Source organism: Aliivibrio sp. S10_S31, assembly GCF_014694495.1.
GTDB lineage: Bacteria > Pseudomonadota > Gammaproteobacteria > Enterobacterales > Vibrionaceae > Aliivibrio > Aliivibrio fischeri.
Genome location: NZ_JAAUWR010000009.1, coordinates 126,908 through 144,181, shown reverse-complemented (window position 1 = coordinate 144,181; position 17,274 = coordinate 126,908). Strand labels below are relative to the sequence as shown.

The window sequence follows — 17,274 nt, the reverse complement described above, 5'->3', positions numbered from 1 at the left end:
AAAAATTCACAATAATAAAAAAGAAAACGTCCCTTCTATTGCATCACGTCACAGCACAACAATCGAAGGGAAATTCATTACTTCACTTTAAAAAAGTCAAGCTCCATTTTTTGATCTGCAAGTAATTTAAATAGATCGTTTGAAGACAACCTAGTTTGGTTAATAGCTGCAACATTCTTAGCCACAAGGTCGAAAGTATGCGTTGTATTCCTTGATATATCTTCAGTTACATGAAACTGTTCTTGTGAAGCAGTAGCAACTAACGTATTTACATCAGAAATTGACTGTACAGAAGAGACAATATCATCAAATGATTCTTTAACATTTTCAGCTAACTCTACCGATTCTTGAATTAGATTAACATTATCCATCATATTTTTATTCGCTTTTTCGGATTGAGCTTGTAACTTAGTAATCATCTCTTGAATACTCGTGGTTGATTGCTGAGTTTTTGCGGCTAAACTTCTCACCTCATCTGCCACCACAGCAAAACCTCTCCCAGCTTCACCTGCTCTTGCTGCTTCTATTGCCGCATTTAACGCCAATAAATTAGTCTGTTCAGAGATACTATTAATGACATCAGTCACCTCTCCTATATTTAAAGTATCATGCTTCAACATACTGATCATTTGAGCCGTTTCTTGAACTGATTCATTTATATTTACAGTCAGTGAAATCGAATCTCTTAACATTTTTTGGCCAGTTTTGACACTTGTTATTGCTTTTTGAGCTTCATCCTCAGCATACGCAGCATTTGTTGTGACCTCTTTCGAAGTACTAGATAACTCACAAATTGCTGTTGATATCTCTTCAACTTGTTCTAACTCACGTTGTGAATTACTTTCAGCATCAGACATAAATTGCGTTAATTCATCAGAAGAGCGTTTTACATTGTTAGAAATAGAGTGGCTCGTTACGACAATATTTCGTAATTTTTTATTCAACTTAATGACGGAGTTGTAAATACCACAGTCCCTCTTCGAAGAGTCTATTTTTTGTGTTAAATCACCATTTGCTATATTTAGAAGTATTTGAGATATTTTTTCTGGTTCTCCACCTATTGGTTTATAAATAAACACATTAACCATATAAAGGACAGTAAACAAAGAAAGAAAGAGTATAGTAAAAAAAATAACAATCGATTCTTTTAACATTAAATCACTAGGCTCATACACATCACTTTCATAATCGTATATGATAACAGTCCAATCATAACGAAATAAATGTGAAGCGCTAGCAAGAACATAATCAACTAAGTTTTCATCAAAGAATCTTATATAACCACTATCAAATTGAGAATAAATAGGCTCAATATCATTAATATTTTTACCTACATTTAAAGGGTCTTTAGCTGCAACAATATAGCCGTCATTATTAAAAGCAAATATTTGATTCTTTTCTGTAAGCGTATCAATAAACTCATTAATCACCGCTCGTTCAACCTCTATTCCTACAACAGCAAAAATCTCATCACCTTTGTATATAGGAGTGACGAAAGCAAAAACATTAATATCATTGCTATTCTTATAAACATCAGTAATTATTTCTCTTTCTCCCGTGAACCCCCTAATATACCACTCTCTTTGCATTTTTTTTGCATTGAAGTTAGGAGTAAATCGTCCATTTTGCTCAAATGTAGAGCCATCCTTAAACCCTATAAATGCACTATCAGTATTATTAACCTTCGCTAAATTATTAAGATAGTTAGCTGTCGTTGTATGATTAAATGAGCCATCATCATGATAAGCAATACCAAAAGAATATAATGAAGAAAAATAACTATCTAACTTCTCATCTAAAGCTATCGATATCAGAGTCGCTCGACTCTCAGTAGAGTTTTTAACTGTCTCATTATTAAAGTGATTAAACTCTCGATAACCATTCCATGTTAAAGCAAGAGAAATCAGTAATAATAGCACTAACGTAAAAAGCAATATTTTATTTTTTAATTTCATAAAACCAAACCTAATTAATTGTTATATTAGCATTCTTCATATCTATATACATTACTAAAAACAACCGTAACATATAAAAAGATATAAATTAACAAGCCACATAACTTTTAATTATTATTAATAATGTCAATCCAGTTATATTTTACTTTAAGGTATTTTTCCTTACAATAATTTTTAACTTTCGACAAATTCTGCTCATCAATATCATTAAGTAAGTCTTTATGTTTAATATCGTTACTCCCATAAACTAAACACAACACTGAAAAGTAACGCTGTAAATCTAAACTATGCTCACCTGCAAACTCACCAATATGATAATAATCTGGCTTATAACTAGACTCGAAATAAAACATCTTCGCAGCATTTATCGCCATTTCGTCACCCTTATCGACATAAGTTAATAACATCATTGTTGCAAAATCATCGACAGCATCTTCTTCTTTACCTAAAACCTTTATATTATATTCTGAAATTATTGCATGCCCTGCTTCATGCAATAAACTATGTAGTAATGTATCTATAGCACCTCTATCTGGTGATATCTCACTATGTCTTGAAAAATACAACTTGGTTATCTTAAAAAAATCATATGAAATATTAATTGAATTATCTACAGGATCATAAAATACAGCATTAAAACAACCATATCGAACAGTTAAGTTATCTTTAAACGAAAAATAATTGTTAAATAGTGAGTAAAAAATCGAATTCACACTGCTATTTTTAATTTCAGTCGCAATTTCTTTTTCGGTTTCATTTTTTAAATCAGTGTATGTAATCTCGACATTGGAGCTCCTTACATAAGAACTAAAGAATAACAAAATCATAATAAATACTCTCATTATTCGATAATTCCAAGATAAGAATAAATATAATAACAAACGGATATGATCATTATTATGCTCATTAATCCTTTTCCTTATTACATAAACTAAATACTATATTAAATGCGGGGAATTGCCCACTGATCAGCAAGTGTTGGGAGTCTAACTTTATGATCAATAATTGATACCCCATTTAATGATGATTTAAATGGTTCACAATAAAGCTCACCATGAGCGTAAGCTTGTCCCGTCATCGTCTGTATTAACAGGTATCCTTGATCACGACTAGAGTCAGTAATATAGCTGCCAACCAGCAGCAAATATGGTATTAGACGTGAATATTGAAGCTAATATCACGAGATTTAATAACTTCATCAATTAATCCCTCTTGATAAATACAGAAAATGGTTTATTACTAATAAAAAGTAGTCAAATAATGCCTCAGAGATTCAAGGTTATCAATCAAATAATTATTAATAAAAAACACTTAACTCAAACCCAAAATAAGCATTTCATTTTCAAAAAATAAAAAAGTGCTCATTGTTTTCATTGACTAATTTTAATATCTTCTTTTTTTTAATTTATGGAGATTTAATATGTTTAATACAAATTTAAACAACATCAATAGCACAATAAAAAAAGTCACCTACAATAAAAATGCTATTAATTCAGACCTTAGTTTAATGCCAAAGAAAAATAACGGCAAAGAGGAAAAGCCAAAAAAAGAAAATACAACTAAAAATAAAACAGATTTGCCAATTAATGCTATGATAAAAAGATTAAATATTAAAAATATTATATTTAAACAACCTAACATACATAATATGATAGCTGATAAATTTAAAAGCAATCATAACATCAAACATAGATTTCCAAAAATAGGGTCACTTGATAAAGAAATAAAACAAAATTATAAGCAACTAGTGAATATTAATGAAATAAATAAGCAAAGAGATTTTTTGTCTAAAACTATAGGCGATAATAGCTTTTCAAAAAGTTTAGAACAAGGGGCCAAATTCGGCATATCTGCAGTTTATGGTAACAGTAGCTACAATAAAGAATTTCAATCGTTTTTTGATGAAATAATGACTAGTTCTGTCAAAAAGCAAGGACAATACGAAAAGGTTGATTTTGCGATTCCAGACTCAAAAACAGGCAAAGATAAAAAAGAATTACTATTAGACTCTAGGTTTTTAAAAGCGAAATTAAGTGATAGCGACATTATCAGAGCATCCTATATGCTAGGAAAAACAAGCCCAATCTTAACAAATTGTAGGTTTATGCATAATCCACCATCCAAATCAGATGGTAAATATCGTGAGTGGATGTACCACTTTGACAATAGTAACTACGCAGAAGAGCTAAAATTAATTTCAACTCGAAAAGCAGGTACAATGCATGCTAATAAAGAGCAATGCTTAGCTGCTTATCCTTACGACACAACCCAAAACATTCGTTTTACACAAGATGAAGCATCGACTAAATTTTCAACTTTTAATGAAATAAGCACAGAAATAAGCCAAGCAAAAAATGCTTCTTATATAGTAGTAAGCAACACAAAAGGTACGGAACCTATTAATGTAGCAATTCGAACCGAAATGATACCTCATCACAGATCCGCAAGTGGAAAAAATGAAACAGAAGCACGAGATGCTGAGTTATTAACTTTTCATGCCGAAGACAGAGGTACACTCAAGCCTTATTTATCCAAACATGCTCTCGATAAAGCTACCGAAAAAGGATTACTAACCCCTTTACAACGGCATGTTTTAGGAGGATTTCAATATGATAAAACCGACTTTAACCAACTAGTGATAAACGCCAAAAGTGGCATAGAAGAAACAGCAGAATCATTATCACATGATGTTGTTTCTTTAGAATCTATGACCGTTTCTAAATTTAATAAAGACGGCACATCAACTCTTATTAACGAAAAACTTTTTAATCACCAAAGAAAAATTTATGACGACTTACCTGAAATTATAGATTTATTACCTAAAACGACAAACTATAACCCTAATGATAAAAAAACATGGGCAACTGTAATTTGTGGTCTCATGAATTATGACCAAAATTCAGCCTTACTGCCTGACCTATCAGAAAATTTAGCCTTCCCTGCACGAACCTTTATAAGGGAGCGCTCCGAAAAAGAAATTATTACTCCTTTCTTTATAACTTTAGATGAGGTATTAGGTCAAAAAGAAGTCATGACACCTCAGCAAAGTTTCAAAAACATGATGCACATTGATGACCTCATTAATATAAATAAGGAAATTGAAACCATCTATAAAAATGCTAATAAAGACAAAAAGAACAGTTTATATTCTTCCTGCCAAGCATTAGCTAAGGACTATCAAACACAAATACCAGAAAGAGCAACACAACATGAAACTCACCAAACTTTAACACTATTTACTTATTTTTTACTTGATGATTTGCAAGTAAAAGGAATAATCCCTAAACATAAACTTAATTTCATCAATGAGAGCAAAGAAAAAACTGCAAAACACTTTATAGCCTATAGAATACTTTCACAATCACTGAAAGACAATAAATCCTAATTAATAACCGAGCATACTTACTTATAGTAAGTATGCTCGAATACCTAAAAACAAATCAGGCAGACAAAATGAAAATACGAGCGAACTTTAAAATTTTAGAATCAAATACAAACCTCAAGCAACGCTCTCGGTTAAACACAAAAAAAGATTTAATAAAAAATCATTATAAAATAAAAACAAACAGCCCTCATGTAGCTAAACTATATGAGACAAAATCAAAGAGTAGCTATATAGCATTAGAAGAGGTCCCAGGAACTTGTCCAAGCCAAATAGCAAAAATGTTACAACCAACATCAAGTCACGATTTAGTAAACTCACAATTTCAAATACAATTGCTAAGTCCCCATTGTTGTTCGTTATTATTTGGAAAAGAGCAAAATTCAACAATGATGAATATAAAAAATGTAACGGACCACCTTATAAAAAATACATACGATAGACATGGCTTAGACCCTTGTAAGATTATAAACACTAAAAACAACAACACAGAATATGCCAAGGTTATTTATGAATTCTATAAAAATGATGATGATAGATCAAAGAGTATTTTATTAAATAATCATAAATATTTAGAAGTAATCCCAACCAAAACTTACATTAAAGGACAAAAATTAATAGTAAAGGACTTCACTATCTTTAGAAGTAAAGATGACAGAATAAAAAAACTTGTAATAGGAAAATCCAATGATGACAATGGCTATAATACAATAAATAAAGTAGAAATAAATAAGATTATAAAATATTGTTCTAAAGTTAAAATTAAAGAAACAGAACTTTTTACTAAAGGTGAATATAAAAACAAACCAAAATATATTAAAGAAATGGCTGAATACTTAATACAGTATGCAGACATTGGCGGTATGATAACTCAAAACCCAATGAATACAAGTTCAGATAAAAATATGATTCATTTTCAATATATACCGAGTAACTCAAACCTACCATTTGTTAACTATTCTATTTCAAAAGGAGGTAAGGATTTTACTTGGCAAAACTTAAAAACCCAGTCAAAAATAATTAAAAATGACATTAACTTACTAACAAAAATAGAAAAAATAAGACTAACAGAGCAAGACTACCCAATTATGATTAAATTAAATGTTAATGGAGATATATTACTAAACATCGTAAGAATAAAAAGCACTAATGAACTAGATAAAAAAGCGATAGATGTGATGCCTGGGTGGCTTGAAATATGTGGTGTTTTTATAGAAGGAACAAATAAAGCGAATGCATTTAAAAAAGACAGTGCGTACTATAAAATATATGCATAATAAAATAAGCCACTTTTAATTTATGAAAATAAACCAATACAACAAAAAAACAACAGCTCCACTCAAAAAAAACTTAAATTCAAACAGCTATGACATTACTAACGATTCATTTATTTCCATTTTAAGCAATAGTAATTGCGGAATACCTATGAATCATGTGATTAAATTAGCTCAAATAGCCAAGAAGAATAATGTAATTTTTGGAATAAGGCCTATACATAAAATGCTAAGCACTCTTCTCGAAGAAAATTACCCAACAAAAGGGATAGAGATTAAAGCCAAATCATCAAACTTTGGCCCAATGCTAGGGTTTATTCCCATTAAGCAAGAGCTAAGCAAGCTACAAAAACACATACACCAACCAGAAGGGAAAGAAAAAGTTAAAAAGTTCAACCAACAAGTACAAGAAGCAATTCAGTTTGGTTACGCAACAAAAACTACACTTATTTTAACTAAAAAAAGAATTAATGAACTCGCTGATAATGGCTACATAACTAAACGTTGCTGGTATAACAATAAACTTACACTGCAATCTCGCACTTTAACTAATGATATACTTACCTTTGAAGCTCATGAAAGTAGCAAAGGTGATTTTACTCTATATGAAAAAAAACCAGATCAAAGCTTAGCGCCTCTCGAAGTATTATCAAACAATCACACAACACCAAAACCGTTAATTGCAGATTACGACCTACTTCTTATTGCGCCTCATATTAGTGACTATGGCGTTAAAGATTTAACTCGCACAGACTTTAGCAACAATAAATTAACCCTTGAGCATTTAACGAAAAAAAATAACATAAAACAAAAAAGAAAAGGGTTTCATACACAAAGAAGTAGCCGATTAAGTGATATTATAAACAATAGTTTAAGAGGGGCTGAACACTCAGTCATACAACATGGGGAAGATACGCTAAACCCCCAAACGGCTCCCGATGACAACTACCCTGCCATGTTTTTCTTACCCAGAAAAATAGGCAATTTTGGTACAATAAACGATAATAATGAAGGTGCCTTCACAATTATTGAAAAAAAAGACATGATTCAATTTATACAAACAATAAAAAACGCTAATTATCACTTCAATATCCCAGCGGCGTGGGGAGAAGAGTTAGTAAATATAAAAAGAACCTCTTTTCAAAGTGCGAAGAGGGGATTTGAAGAAATATAAAAACAGAAGTAATAGCGAGATATTTAATGCATTACCTCGCTACTAACTTTTTATCATTGAAAGTTTTTTCAATAATTTTATCTTTTAAAGCTAGACCCTTACCATTAGTCAGAAGGGACATACCCACCTATATTAACTACCTGGAATAGCCCATTGATCTGCAAGTGTTGGTTGTCTATTATCATGATTTATGATTGATACTCCTTTAAGCGTTTGCCTGCCTATGATACAATCAAGAAGAACATGAACATATGCTTCTCCCGTCATGGTCTGTATTTTTATGTGTTCATCGTCAGCAGTCGCTTGAACACTATTAACGGCTTTATCACAAGAAAGGGAACTCTGTTCAATATCATTCCAGCTCATAATTTTTAACCAGTCAGTAAAGTTATTGCCTGTATACTCCAAATCTAAACTCTCAGTAGGATTAGGATTAGCATCAATTATCCAAGGAGAAAATACCTGCTCCCCGACATTCCCTCCGTCAAAATTTGAATGGCCATAAAGAATGCTATCACCATGATAAATCTTATTAATTAAGAAAGACTCACCAGTAATTACATTCCAACCACCATTTTTAATAATTGTATCATTAGTTAACCCCGAAGAACTAAATGGGTGAACACCTGTTTTTGTTTGAACTGTCGTATCTTCATCAATACTTACAGAAACAATTTCAAAAGCTGAAGCTTTGATGTTTAACCATACATGGAACTTCCCTGACGTATCTTCCAGCGTTAAAACACTATCTACAGTCTTGTCACCTGTAACGGAAGCTCCTTGAAGCGACTGATAATCAGTTAATTCCCATAAGCTACCATCTGGATGATAAAATTGTTGCCAACCAGCTGCTTGTACTGCAACTGGCGCAAGCATTGATACTAACATTGCTGTTTTTAATAATTTCATTTTCTTATTCCTATTTTTTACTTAAATTATACTGCTCTTATTAACTCTGGGTTAATCGCACTCTTATTTACTGTAGTTAATCAATTGAAAAACGGCTACCCATTCAATCATTACTTAATGCAATCATCACACGTTATCACTAAATCAACTCGACGGTCTTCTGGGTTATTTACCCCTGTCGCACTCATCTCTCCCATGCCTTTTACCGTAATACGGTTACTTGCTACCCCTTGCTTTTGTAGCTCTGTTGAAATGGTTTGAGCTCGTTTCTCTGATATCCATAAGTTATATTTTGCACTGCCACTGCTGTCTGTGTGACCAATAACATAAACTTTAGATTGCGGAAACTGCCCCATTAAATCACCAACTTCACTTAAGTCTTGTTGTAGCTTTTGTTTATCTTCTTTAGCAAGCACACTGCTGCCGCTATTAAACTTCGCCGTGATTTTTTTCGACTCAAGAACTTTAACGTCTTCATTTAATTGATTTGCTTTTTTTAACGCTTGCTCTGCTTGCAGGCGCTTCTGCTTTTCCGCTTCAATTTGACGCTTTAATTTTGCCTCATTTGCTTTGCTTTGCTCTTGTGCTTTTTGCGCCTGGCGCTGTAACTCGGCTTCACGCGCTTGACGTTGTCGTTCGGCTTCTTCCGCTTTACGCTGCTGCTCTGCCAATGTCTCATTTTTTTGCTTTGACTTACCTGTAAATTGGTATTTCAAACCAAACATCAATGCATGACTGTCCATTTGACCTGTATTATCATCACCAATACCACTGATGTATTGATAGCCTACATTCCCTACCCAGTTAGATGTTAATGCATAATCAAAACCCACTTCTAATAGCGGAGAAAAACCATCAGCATTGTCCTCTATTCCCATACTGGTCTTCGTCACATTCCAGCGCGCAAAACCTAAACGACCATAACCGCTCCACTTACTTTCATTAAAAAAGTAATTGTATTTGAATGCTGACTCTATAAGTGAATTAGCTACCGCTACATCTTCTGTTTCTAACTTACCTAACGATTGATAGCCCAGGTCCCAACTCCAGTTTTTGTTAATTTGATAACCACCAAAAAAACCATAACCAATAGAGGAGGGGCTATTATCTAAATTGTTGTCTACCGATTGCTGATAACTGGTTTTTGTACCAATAAAAAAGCCATTTTCAAATGTTGATTTCTCAGCCTTTGAGGCTTCTTCTGCTTGCACCATATTTGTGTGACTCAATAAAGCACACAATACACTCAGTGACAGAGCTGTCTTTTTCATCTTCTCACTACCTTTTCTGCTCTATTAATATGCAAATTGCACAGGTCCTGTTGCACTAGCTGGATAACGAGGTAGAACACGTAGCCCCTCCCCTTCTTCTGTACAGACCTCATCGTTTCCACCCACCGATGCACACACAGTTAATATTTTAGGCCAATCAGCATTTTTAACCGTATAAGTTTGATCAGTTTCCCCAACAATTTCGCTTTCATTAATTTTCCATGAATATGAAATAACTTCATTGCTATTCCCACCTATAACTTCTGCTTCTGCAGTTACGTTATCATTAACAAGTACGCCATTATCATTAGGTTCATCTTGCGACATAGAGACTCTCAGAATAACAGGCTCACTTGGAATTATAGGATTGATTGGATCTACCGTACTACTAGTGAACATATCTTCAGAATTACACCCAGTTAAACCAATAACCAAAAGTGCAGGTACTATATATTTCTTCATAACAACCTTTATCAAAGTAAATAAACGAACAACACTTTAGAAGCGTTATATTAGTTTTGTGAATATTAACAAACTCACTCAACATGCAATAGGGCTTATTTAAATTAACCCATCCTAAAATGCCAATATTCAGTTTTATAAATAATTAAAGTAATGGCTACAAACTTCAGACACTACATAACTACTCAATGAGAAGTTATTTAAATAAGTAATACCCTAAACCATTACATCTGATTCTTGAATATTAACTATTGCATTCTACTTATTACAGGGCTAATTAAAATAAAATAAAAGTAAAGTGCCAGTAAGTGAAATATATAAAAACTACGGTCATGACGCCAATCTGTTGATTACAGATAATACTCACGCTCTATAAACGTTCCAATAACCTTGTCGTGCATTTCTTCACTTTTAGAAAAACCTATTGTTTTACGCACTAATCGCTTAAGCCGAGTTCGTAACGTCAGGTTTGTTCTTTCTATTCTCTGTGTGTATATCTTTCCTATAATGTGCTTCTCTTTCGGTAGATTCGCTGAGTACACGCTATAGTTATCGGTGCAGTAAAATGGGATTGTGAACGTTGACAGCAGCCTTTGCAGCTCGTTAAATGTTTCTGTATCTCTTTTTCCAAAGGCATGAGCAATAACACGTTTATATCTTGGCTCCCATGCGTACCAGAGCCAACGTTGGTTCTTCTTATTTCTAACAAATGACCATTGCTCATCAACTTCACATATCAATTTAATATTAGCGACATCAAAGGGGATAGTAGTTATTTGCCTAGGTGAGAGTTTTTTAAAGTGCGTAATACCGTGTTATAGCCGACTTTTAAGACACGGCCTGTATCTCTAACGCCTGAGCTATTCATTGCCATATCAACAATCTTTTCTTTTACACCGACTTTCCAGGCTTCGTAAGCATAGTCTAATTGGAATGAACGCTTACAATCGAGACATCGAAATCGCTGAAAGCCAGCAGTGCCAGTACCATGTTTACGAACAGGAGTAGTTTGATTACAGAATCGGCAATTAACTTTAATGGTAGCCATAGAATAGGTTTAGAAAGAATGGTTTCTTATCTTAGCATGGAATCAACTGGTTGGCATCATGACCAAAACTACCTACACATAAAAATAAATAATATAAAATAGCTTTCAAAAAAAGGCTTTAGTTATATAACTAAAGCCTATAATAAACAAATCTCTTCTACATTAAATATCTACATCATATTTTCATTGTTATTCATTAAATACGTCGGTAACAAACTAGGCAGAATTGGAACACTATGAAAATAACCTTGCTGGTAATAACCCTCATGCTCTTCAAGTAAATTTTTAACTTTAAGAGTTTCAACACCTTCATATACTACTCTTGCATTTTTAGAGCTCGCTAACGACACTACTTTTTTTATATAATCCATATAGTCTGCATTATATTGAAAGCCTTTTGTTATTTTTTTATCTACTTTAATCTCATTTATAGGCAACTTAATAACCCTATCTACGTTTGAGAAATCAACCCCAAAATCGTCAATAGATAATTCCACACCTTGCAAGCGTAACCTTAAAACGCTTGTTAAAAACTCTTTTTGAATATCATCACTTATATTATTTTCGGTTAACTCTACAACAATAGGGTTCATCACACCAAACTCTTTAAGAGCAACAATACAATTTGATACATCATCATCTACCAATAAATTAGGATCTATATTTATGGCGAACCGTATTGATTTATCTACACCAGAAAAAAACTGCAAGTAATCTTTTACAAACTGCTCCAACACAAGCTTAGTGAAATTCTTTTGTTTATTAAATTGATTAATTAAAGGCAAAAATGAGCTAGGAGGCAACAAAGCACCATCAGAATCTAACCAGCGGGATAAAATTTCAAAACCAACAACGCCCCCCGTACTTGTGTCAATTTGCGGTTGATACATTAAACATATTGGATAATGATCATCTTCACTTAGTACTTTTAAAGACTTTACCCCCTCTTTTTTACTTCCAGAGTTCAGTTCGTTTCGAATAAGCAATAACATATCCTCTGCAACGAATGGTTTTTCAAGCGAAGCCACAATATTTAACTCATACAACTTGCCTAACATACTGGCTGAACTCAGAATATTCTTATCCAGCCCTGATAACATAATGATTTTAGAGCTAATCTTTGCCTCTGACATGATGTTTAATAATTCAAAACCATCGCCATCTGGCATCATGATATCCATAACAATAAGATCATACTCATTTTTATTAATCTTATCTTTTGCGTCATACGCATTAACTGATGTATGAATAGATACCTCTTCATCCAAATCTGAAATCACATTCATCAATATCTCTAATGACAGCTCTACATCATCTACAATTAAAATTTTCTTATTCATTATATATCGCCTTATACTCTAAGATAATATCGATTAAGTTTCTTTGGTTTCTGAGCAATACTTGATTCATTATCAGTACTTTTTCATTCATTAACTCTGCGCTTACCGTTTTATACTCAAACCCCAAACCTGTTAATATGTCAAACATTCTTTTACTTGTGGTATAGATACAAAATACTTTTTCGGGATTCGAACTGTACAAATAACTGTATAATTTCTTCCCGAGTGTTGGAACAAGCGTCTCCTCATGCGTTAAATTCATACTTAAAATGAATTCATTTTTAAAACAATCTAAGTGAGTATACTTTTGCTTTAAATCATTTGTTATTGATGAATCAACACTTAAAATATGAGCCAATAATCTGCCATTACTCATGACTATTATCAATTCACCAAAATATTGATTAATCACTTTTTCAAAAATCGTTTTTATCTCAAGACCTTCATTTAAAAAATGAGAAAAAATGATGTTTTTTTCATACTTAATAATGAGCTCTAGAAAAGGTAAAAACTCAGGTAAAACAAATGAATTCATCGCGTTTATTTTAACAACCTCAAACGCTGAGCACTCTCTCTCAACAAAATACCCATCGACATGAATCTTATTAATTAAACTACCTATGTTTTTGCGGTAATCATCTTTACCCCAAACATCAAGAAACTTTATTCCAAGCAAACTCAGCAATTCATTTTTTCTGCTAAGGTGTGGTTTCGTGACACCTCTTTCCCAGCGACTTAAGGTTACGACATCCAAGTTCATGAAGTTTCGACTGCTTTTTTGAATAAGCTCAACAAAAGCAGCTTGTGACAACCCATTGTTTAACCGAAAATTTCTTATGATTTCACCAAACATTTTTGCTCTCGCACTTTAAAACATAGGCTAATTTTGAATTAATAAATCAAAAAAAGCTAAGGGCACATTAATATTATCTTTTTATAAAAAGCCCACAAGCTATAACAACTTAATTTTAAAGACTATTCTTATACTTAAAGCCCTATAAAGCAAAAGTTAACAGCCGCAAGAGCCAAATTTTAATGCGCAATTCAACGCTGTTAAGATATCACCCTCACTAATTGGTTTTGTAATATAGCATTCAAAATGCGAACGCATTAGGAGTTCTTCTTGTAGAGTTGCTCGTGCTGTTACTGCAACAATGGGCACTGTAGACCCTGTACTTCTTAACCGCTTGGCTAACTCTACGCCACCCATAACAGGCATTGATATGTCAGTAAAAACAATATCAATATCAATATCACTATTAGAAAAGATAGCCAAAGCACTTTCCCCACTGTCAGCCATAACAGTAGATACACCAAGTGACTCCAATTGAAATTGTAATATTTCTCTATTGAACTCTACGTCATCCACAATGAGTGCTCTTGTCCCTTTGAAATCATATTTAAAGTCAACTATAGCTCCTCCCTTCTCAGCATTATTCTTCTGCTCTTCTCTAAGCATGTCACTTGAAAAAACCAGTCTAAAAATAGTACCCTTACCTAATTTGCTAGACACGGTTAACTCACCTTTCATTAAATCCACTATGGTTTTTGTAATAGCGAGCCCCAAACCGAAACCTTCATTTTCATCTTCTTTATTAACTTGTTCAAAACTGTTAAAAATGGTTAAGAATTTACTTTCTGGTATCCCTACACCGGTATCAATAATATCAAAACTTATTGTTTTACCTTTGGAGTCTAAAACTACCCTAAGCTCAACTTTACCTACTTTCGTAAATTTAAACGCATTTGATATAATATTAGTCAATGCTTGTTTAAAGCGCAGCTCGTCAACGAAAAGCAAACGGTTACTATCAATATCAAGTAAAGTGACTTTAAAACCTATGTTTTTTTTCATGGACAATGGTTTAAAGACACTCTCAATATCACTCAATAATTTATTGATGGGAACATGTGTTGGTTTCAAGACGTAATTACTGGCTTTAACCTTTTCTAAATCTAAAAAATCATTCACCAACTGAAGAATGGTGTCACCTGACGTTAATATTGAATCTATAAAGTGCTCATGGTTAAATTTGCTTTTTTTCATCATGGTCGCGTAACCAATTACAGCATTTAGTGGCGTTCTTATCTCATGAGAAACATTCGACAATAGTATTGATTTTTGCCTGTTTGCTTCATTTGCGACATTAACGGCTTGCTCGTATTGACGAGTTCTCTCTTCTATCTCATTTTCTAGCCCATCAATTAAATCTCTTAGTGAGCTACTTGCTTCACTGTAGGCACTGGATAGCGCCTCTATCTCGTCACCATTACTTTTAATCACAAGCATTGATTTTTCATAATCTTGCGCCTTTAATGCTTTTGCCTGTTTCACTAATTTTTTAAGAGGGGAGGTCAAATTATTTATGATTAAAGTATGCAAAATAATAAATATAAACAACAAGATAACGCTTAAACAGAAAATATAAACAAACAGGTGTTTGTCTGTTTTTAAAATATATTCCTTAATATTTAAAAAGTTACTCATCGTGATTGATTGCGGTGTAAAAAGTATTAGAATGAGTCCTGTATCATTACTCCTATAAAACGAAAAAAGGAATTGATTTTTACCGTCATCAACAGAGATAAAACCAGAATCATGTGAAAGCATATGTGATAAAGCTGTTTCTTCTTTTCCATCGTACTTCACATAACGATTAAGTAGTCCCGTTATGTTTTTATTGTAGTTATAAGCAACTAAATAACCACTTTTATCCATTAAAAAGTATTGATAATCTTCAGATGAGTTTATATTATCAATCACTAAAGAGTGGCTTAAGTAATCAAGATCTAACTCAAACCTTAATAACCCATTATTCTCCATGTAAGAGTACAAAAAAAACTTTTCTATGCTCTTTCCTTTAACTACTTTTTTAAAATAAATACCTTTATAGCTAGTGAGCTTTCTTGCTTCAAAAAAATATGGTGAAACGTTATAGCGCCCATTTTCAAGAAAATGCCTTTCATTTTTTTCTACATTAATAATAGATAATTCTTTTATATAACCTTTAGAATAACGAATCTCTTTAAGCAACTCTTCAGCAATATTATTAAATGAACCTCCATTCAAAATAAATTGATTATAAACATCACCTGTAATGTGTTGCATGTTCTCAGAAATTAAATGAATCTCTCGCTCTAAATTCCCATTTTGCGCTTTTAAAAAGTTACTAAGTAGCTCTCTATCATGTTTATTTACACTTTCTTTTATTTTATCAAACTGTTTTTGGGAAGTATCGTTTACTAACGTAAACAATGAGAGTGAGAATAGCGATACAAAAATAATAAAAAAACAAGCATTAAATACTATAAGGCGATTTTTTATCTTCATAATACCCCCTTAATCTAAAGAAGAAATCAAGTTTTGAAGTAAAAGATCAAGATGTGCATATATACTTGCAGGGCATAACACCTCTTTATATTGCTCTATTTTTATACATATCCTTGTGATATAAATAGCACCAACAGAAGAAACGATGCCCTTTAATTTATGGACAAGTTGAAGACAAAGCACATTACTGACACTCGCTTCCCTAAATTCCAATTGAATAGATAGTAAACCTTTCTTCGCTATCTCTCGGAATCGCTCTCCTTTTGTTGATAAATATTCAACACCAGTGGTAAGCAAAAACACATGTTTATCTATATAACTTATCTCTTGATTACTGTTCATTAACCAACCTTACTTAACTTTATTTTAGTTTGAATGATATAACATCATACTACAAAAAAGAAATATATAGATAAGAAACGAAAAAACTGTTTAACCTAACAACAAGGCTAAACAGTTTTATGTTAAGCATTGAGCAATGACTCTACAGTTGGTTTTTATTGGATTTGAGAATTTCACTAATTTTTAAAATAGAAAAATTTCTATTTTCGTAACTTTCAATTTTCTTTAATAATTTAATGTCATTTGCTCTTTTCTTTTTACCTTCAATTAGCCATTCATTAGCTAAGGCAATTTCTAAGCTATTATACAAAGAAAGTAAAGAACATACTCGTTTATTGTCAATAATTGAAGATGCTTCTAATGTACCAAACTTGCCGTTATCCTCTAATATATCGACAATACAACCAGTTTCTTTATGCTGAATCCATCCCGACCCATACTCTTGACTAAAAGAAGATGCTGTATAATTAAATTTATTGCTTAATATCAGTTTACGCTCAACTTGAAGGAAGTTCTTAACTAAAAAATCCATATCGTTTAAATTTCTACTAAAATCAACTTTCACACTTAAAGCGTGTAAGAATAGGGCACAACTCCCCGTAATCGCAAACTCATCTCCAAGTATAGACTTCAAATCACAATAAATATGATTTATTATTTCTTTAGAAACAACCACCACCGCTTTCGGCTTATTAAAGAGCAATCCATTATTATCCAATGAAATTGGTAATTTAGGCCCTTTAAAACCCTGAGAAGTCAACTTCATCCGAACCTCACATTTAATAT

At 32.5% G+C, this 17,274-nt stretch carries 14 protein-coding genes; 3 read left to right on the top strand and 11 right to left on the bottom strand.

Translation table 11 applies throughout. From position 1 onward, the window contains the following. Window positions 1-77 precede the first annotated feature (77 nt). On the bottom strand, window positions 78-1,955 hold the full coding sequence (locus tag HC728_RS10010; protein ID WP_190395402.1) for a methyl-accepting chemotaxis protein: 1,878 nt from the start codon (window positions 1,953-1,955) through the stop codon (window positions 78-80). 107 nt (window positions 1,956-2,062) lie between these two features. Further along, window positions 2,063-2,782, bottom strand: a complete 720-nt coding sequence (locus HC728_RS10005) for a DUF4344 domain-containing metallopeptidase (RefSeq protein ID WP_190395401.1) — start codon at window positions 2,780-2,782, stop codon at window positions 2,063-2,065. Between the two features lie 593 nt (window positions 2,783-3,375). Between HC728_RS10005 and HC728_RS10000 the strand changes: the two genes are divergently transcribed. The 3 genes from HC728_RS10000 (at window position 3,376) to HC728_RS09990 (ending at window position 7,785) form a co-directional block, all read left to right on the top strand. Next, window positions 3,376-5,340 (top strand): hypothetical protein, encoded by a 1,965-nt coding sequence (locus HC728_RS10000; RefSeq protein WP_190395400.1) that lies wholly within the window; start codon window positions 3,376-3,378, stop codon window positions 5,338-5,340. Window positions 5,341-5,408: 68 nt separating this feature from the next. Beyond that, on the top strand, window positions 5,409-6,614 hold the full coding sequence (locus tag HC728_RS09995) for a hypothetical protein (protein WP_190395399.1): 1,206 nt from the start codon (window positions 5,409-5,411) through the stop codon (window positions 6,612-6,614). A gap of 22 nt (window positions 6,615-6,636) precedes the next feature. Continuing rightward, window positions 6,637-7,785, top strand: coding sequence for an anthrax toxin-like adenylyl cyclase domain-containing protein (locus HC728_RS09990; RefSeq protein WP_190395398.1), 1,149 nt, complete (start codon window positions 6,637-6,639; stop codon window positions 7,783-7,785). 132 nt (window positions 7,786-7,917) lie between these two features. Here the strand turns inward: HC728_RS09990 and HC728_RS09985 are convergent, their stop codons facing one another. From HC728_RS09985 to HC728_RS09945, 9 genes are all read right to left on the bottom strand, one after another. Further along, complete coding sequence (locus tag HC728_RS09985) at window positions 7,918-8,694, bottom strand: hypothetical protein (protein WP_190395397.1); 777 nt, start codon at window positions 8,692-8,694, stop codon at window positions 7,918-7,920. A gap of 110 nt (window positions 8,695-8,804) precedes the next feature. Further along, entirely contained in the window at window positions 8,805-9,965 is a 1,161-nt protein-coding gene (locus HC728_RS09980; protein WP_190395396.1) for an outer membrane beta-barrel protein, read from the bottom strand. Window positions 9,966-9,989: 24 nt separating this feature from the next. Continuing rightward, complete coding sequence (locus HC728_RS09975) at window positions 9,990-10,427, bottom strand: lipoprotein (RefSeq protein WP_190395395.1); 438 nt, start codon at window positions 10,425-10,427, stop codon at window positions 9,990-9,992. A gap of 350 nt (window positions 10,428-10,777) precedes the next feature. Then, window positions 10,778-11,475 (bottom strand): IS1 family transposase gene (locus HC728_RS09970; protein WP_190395394.1). Its coding sequence is split into 2 segments (ribosomal slippage): window positions 10,778-11,226 and window positions 11,226-11,475, totalling 699 coding nucleotides; the frame shifts between segments, so codons are not numbered across the junction. Window positions 11,476-11,645: 170 nt separating this feature from the next. Further along, window positions 11,646-12,815: an EAL domain-containing protein gene (locus HC728_RS09965; protein ID WP_190395393.1), complete on the bottom strand. Its 1,170-nt coding sequence runs from the start codon at window positions 12,813-12,815 to the stop codon at window positions 11,646-11,648. Then, window positions 12,808-13,668 (bottom strand): helix-turn-helix transcriptional regulator, encoded by an 861-nt coding sequence (locus tag HC728_RS09960; protein ID WP_190395392.1) that lies wholly within the window; start codon window positions 13,666-13,668, stop codon window positions 12,808-12,810. The genes HC728_RS09965 and HC728_RS09960 overlap by 8 nt, the downstream gene beginning before the upstream one ends. A gap of 156 nt (window positions 13,669-13,824) precedes the next feature. Further along, complete coding sequence (locus tag HC728_RS09955; RefSeq protein WP_190395391.1) at window positions 13,825-16,146, bottom strand: hybrid sensor histidine kinase/response regulator; 2,322 nt, start codon at window positions 16,144-16,146, stop codon at window positions 13,825-13,827. A 9-nt stretch (window positions 16,147-16,155) separates the two neighbouring features. Beyond that, window positions 16,156-16,488, bottom strand: a complete 333-nt coding sequence (locus tag HC728_RS09950) for an Hpt domain-containing protein (RefSeq protein ID WP_190395390.1) — start codon at window positions 16,486-16,488, stop codon at window positions 16,156-16,158. Between the two features lie 142 nt (window positions 16,489-16,630). Then, entirely contained in the window at window positions 16,631-17,254 is a 624-nt protein-coding gene (locus HC728_RS09945; RefSeq protein WP_190395389.1) for a hypothetical protein, read from the bottom strand. Window positions 17,255-17,274 lie beyond the last annotated feature (20 nt).

Bases quoted from the DNA above. Each gene is read 5' to 3' on its own strand.
- HC728_RS10010 (WP_190395402.1), bottom strand. From the start codon at position 1,955: ATGAAATTAAAAAATAAAATATTGCTTTTTACGTTAGTGCTATTATTA.
- HC728_RS10005 (WP_190395401.1), bottom strand. From the start codon at position 2,782: ATGATTTTGTTATTCTTTAGTTCTTATGTAAGGAGCTCCAATGTCGAG.
- HC728_RS10000 (WP_190395400.1), top strand. From the start codon at position 3,376: ATGTTTAATACAAATTTAAACAACATCAATAGCACAATAAAAAAAGTC.
- HC728_RS09995 (WP_190395399.1), top strand. From the start codon at position 5,409: ATGAAAATACGAGCGAACTTTAAAATTTTAGAATCAAATACAAACCTC.
- HC728_RS09990 (WP_190395398.1), top strand. From the start codon at position 6,637: ATGAAAATAAACCAATACAACAAAAAAACAACAGCTCCACTCAAAAAA.
- HC728_RS09985 (WP_190395397.1), bottom strand. From the start codon at position 8,694: ATGAAATTATTAAAAACAGCAATGTTAGTATCAATGCTTGCGCCAGTT.
- HC728_RS09980 (WP_190395396.1), bottom strand. From the start codon at position 9,965: ATGAAAAAGACAGCTCTGTCACTGAGTGTATTGTGTGCTTTATTGAGT.
- HC728_RS09975 (WP_190395395.1), bottom strand. From the start codon at position 10,427: ATGAAGAAATATATAGTACCTGCACTTTTGGTTATTGGTTTAACTGGG.
- HC728_RS09965 (WP_190395393.1), bottom strand. From the start codon at position 12,815: ATGAATAAGAAAATTTTAATTGTAGATGATGTAGAGCTGTCATTAGAG.
- HC728_RS09960 (WP_190395392.1), bottom strand. From the start codon at position 13,668: ATGTTTGGTGAAATCATAAGAAATTTTCGGTTAAACAATGGGTTGTCA.
- HC728_RS09955 (WP_190395391.1), bottom strand. From the start codon at position 16,146: ATGAAGATAAAAAATCGCCTTATAGTATTTAATGCTTGTTTTTTTATT.
- HC728_RS09950 (WP_190395390.1), bottom strand. From the start codon at position 16,488: ATGAACAGTAATCAAGAGATAAGTTATATAGATAAACATGTGTTTTTG.
- HC728_RS09945 (WP_190395389.1), bottom strand. From the start codon at position 17,254: ATGAAGTTGACTTCTCAGGGTTTTAAAGGGCCTAAATTACCAATTTCA.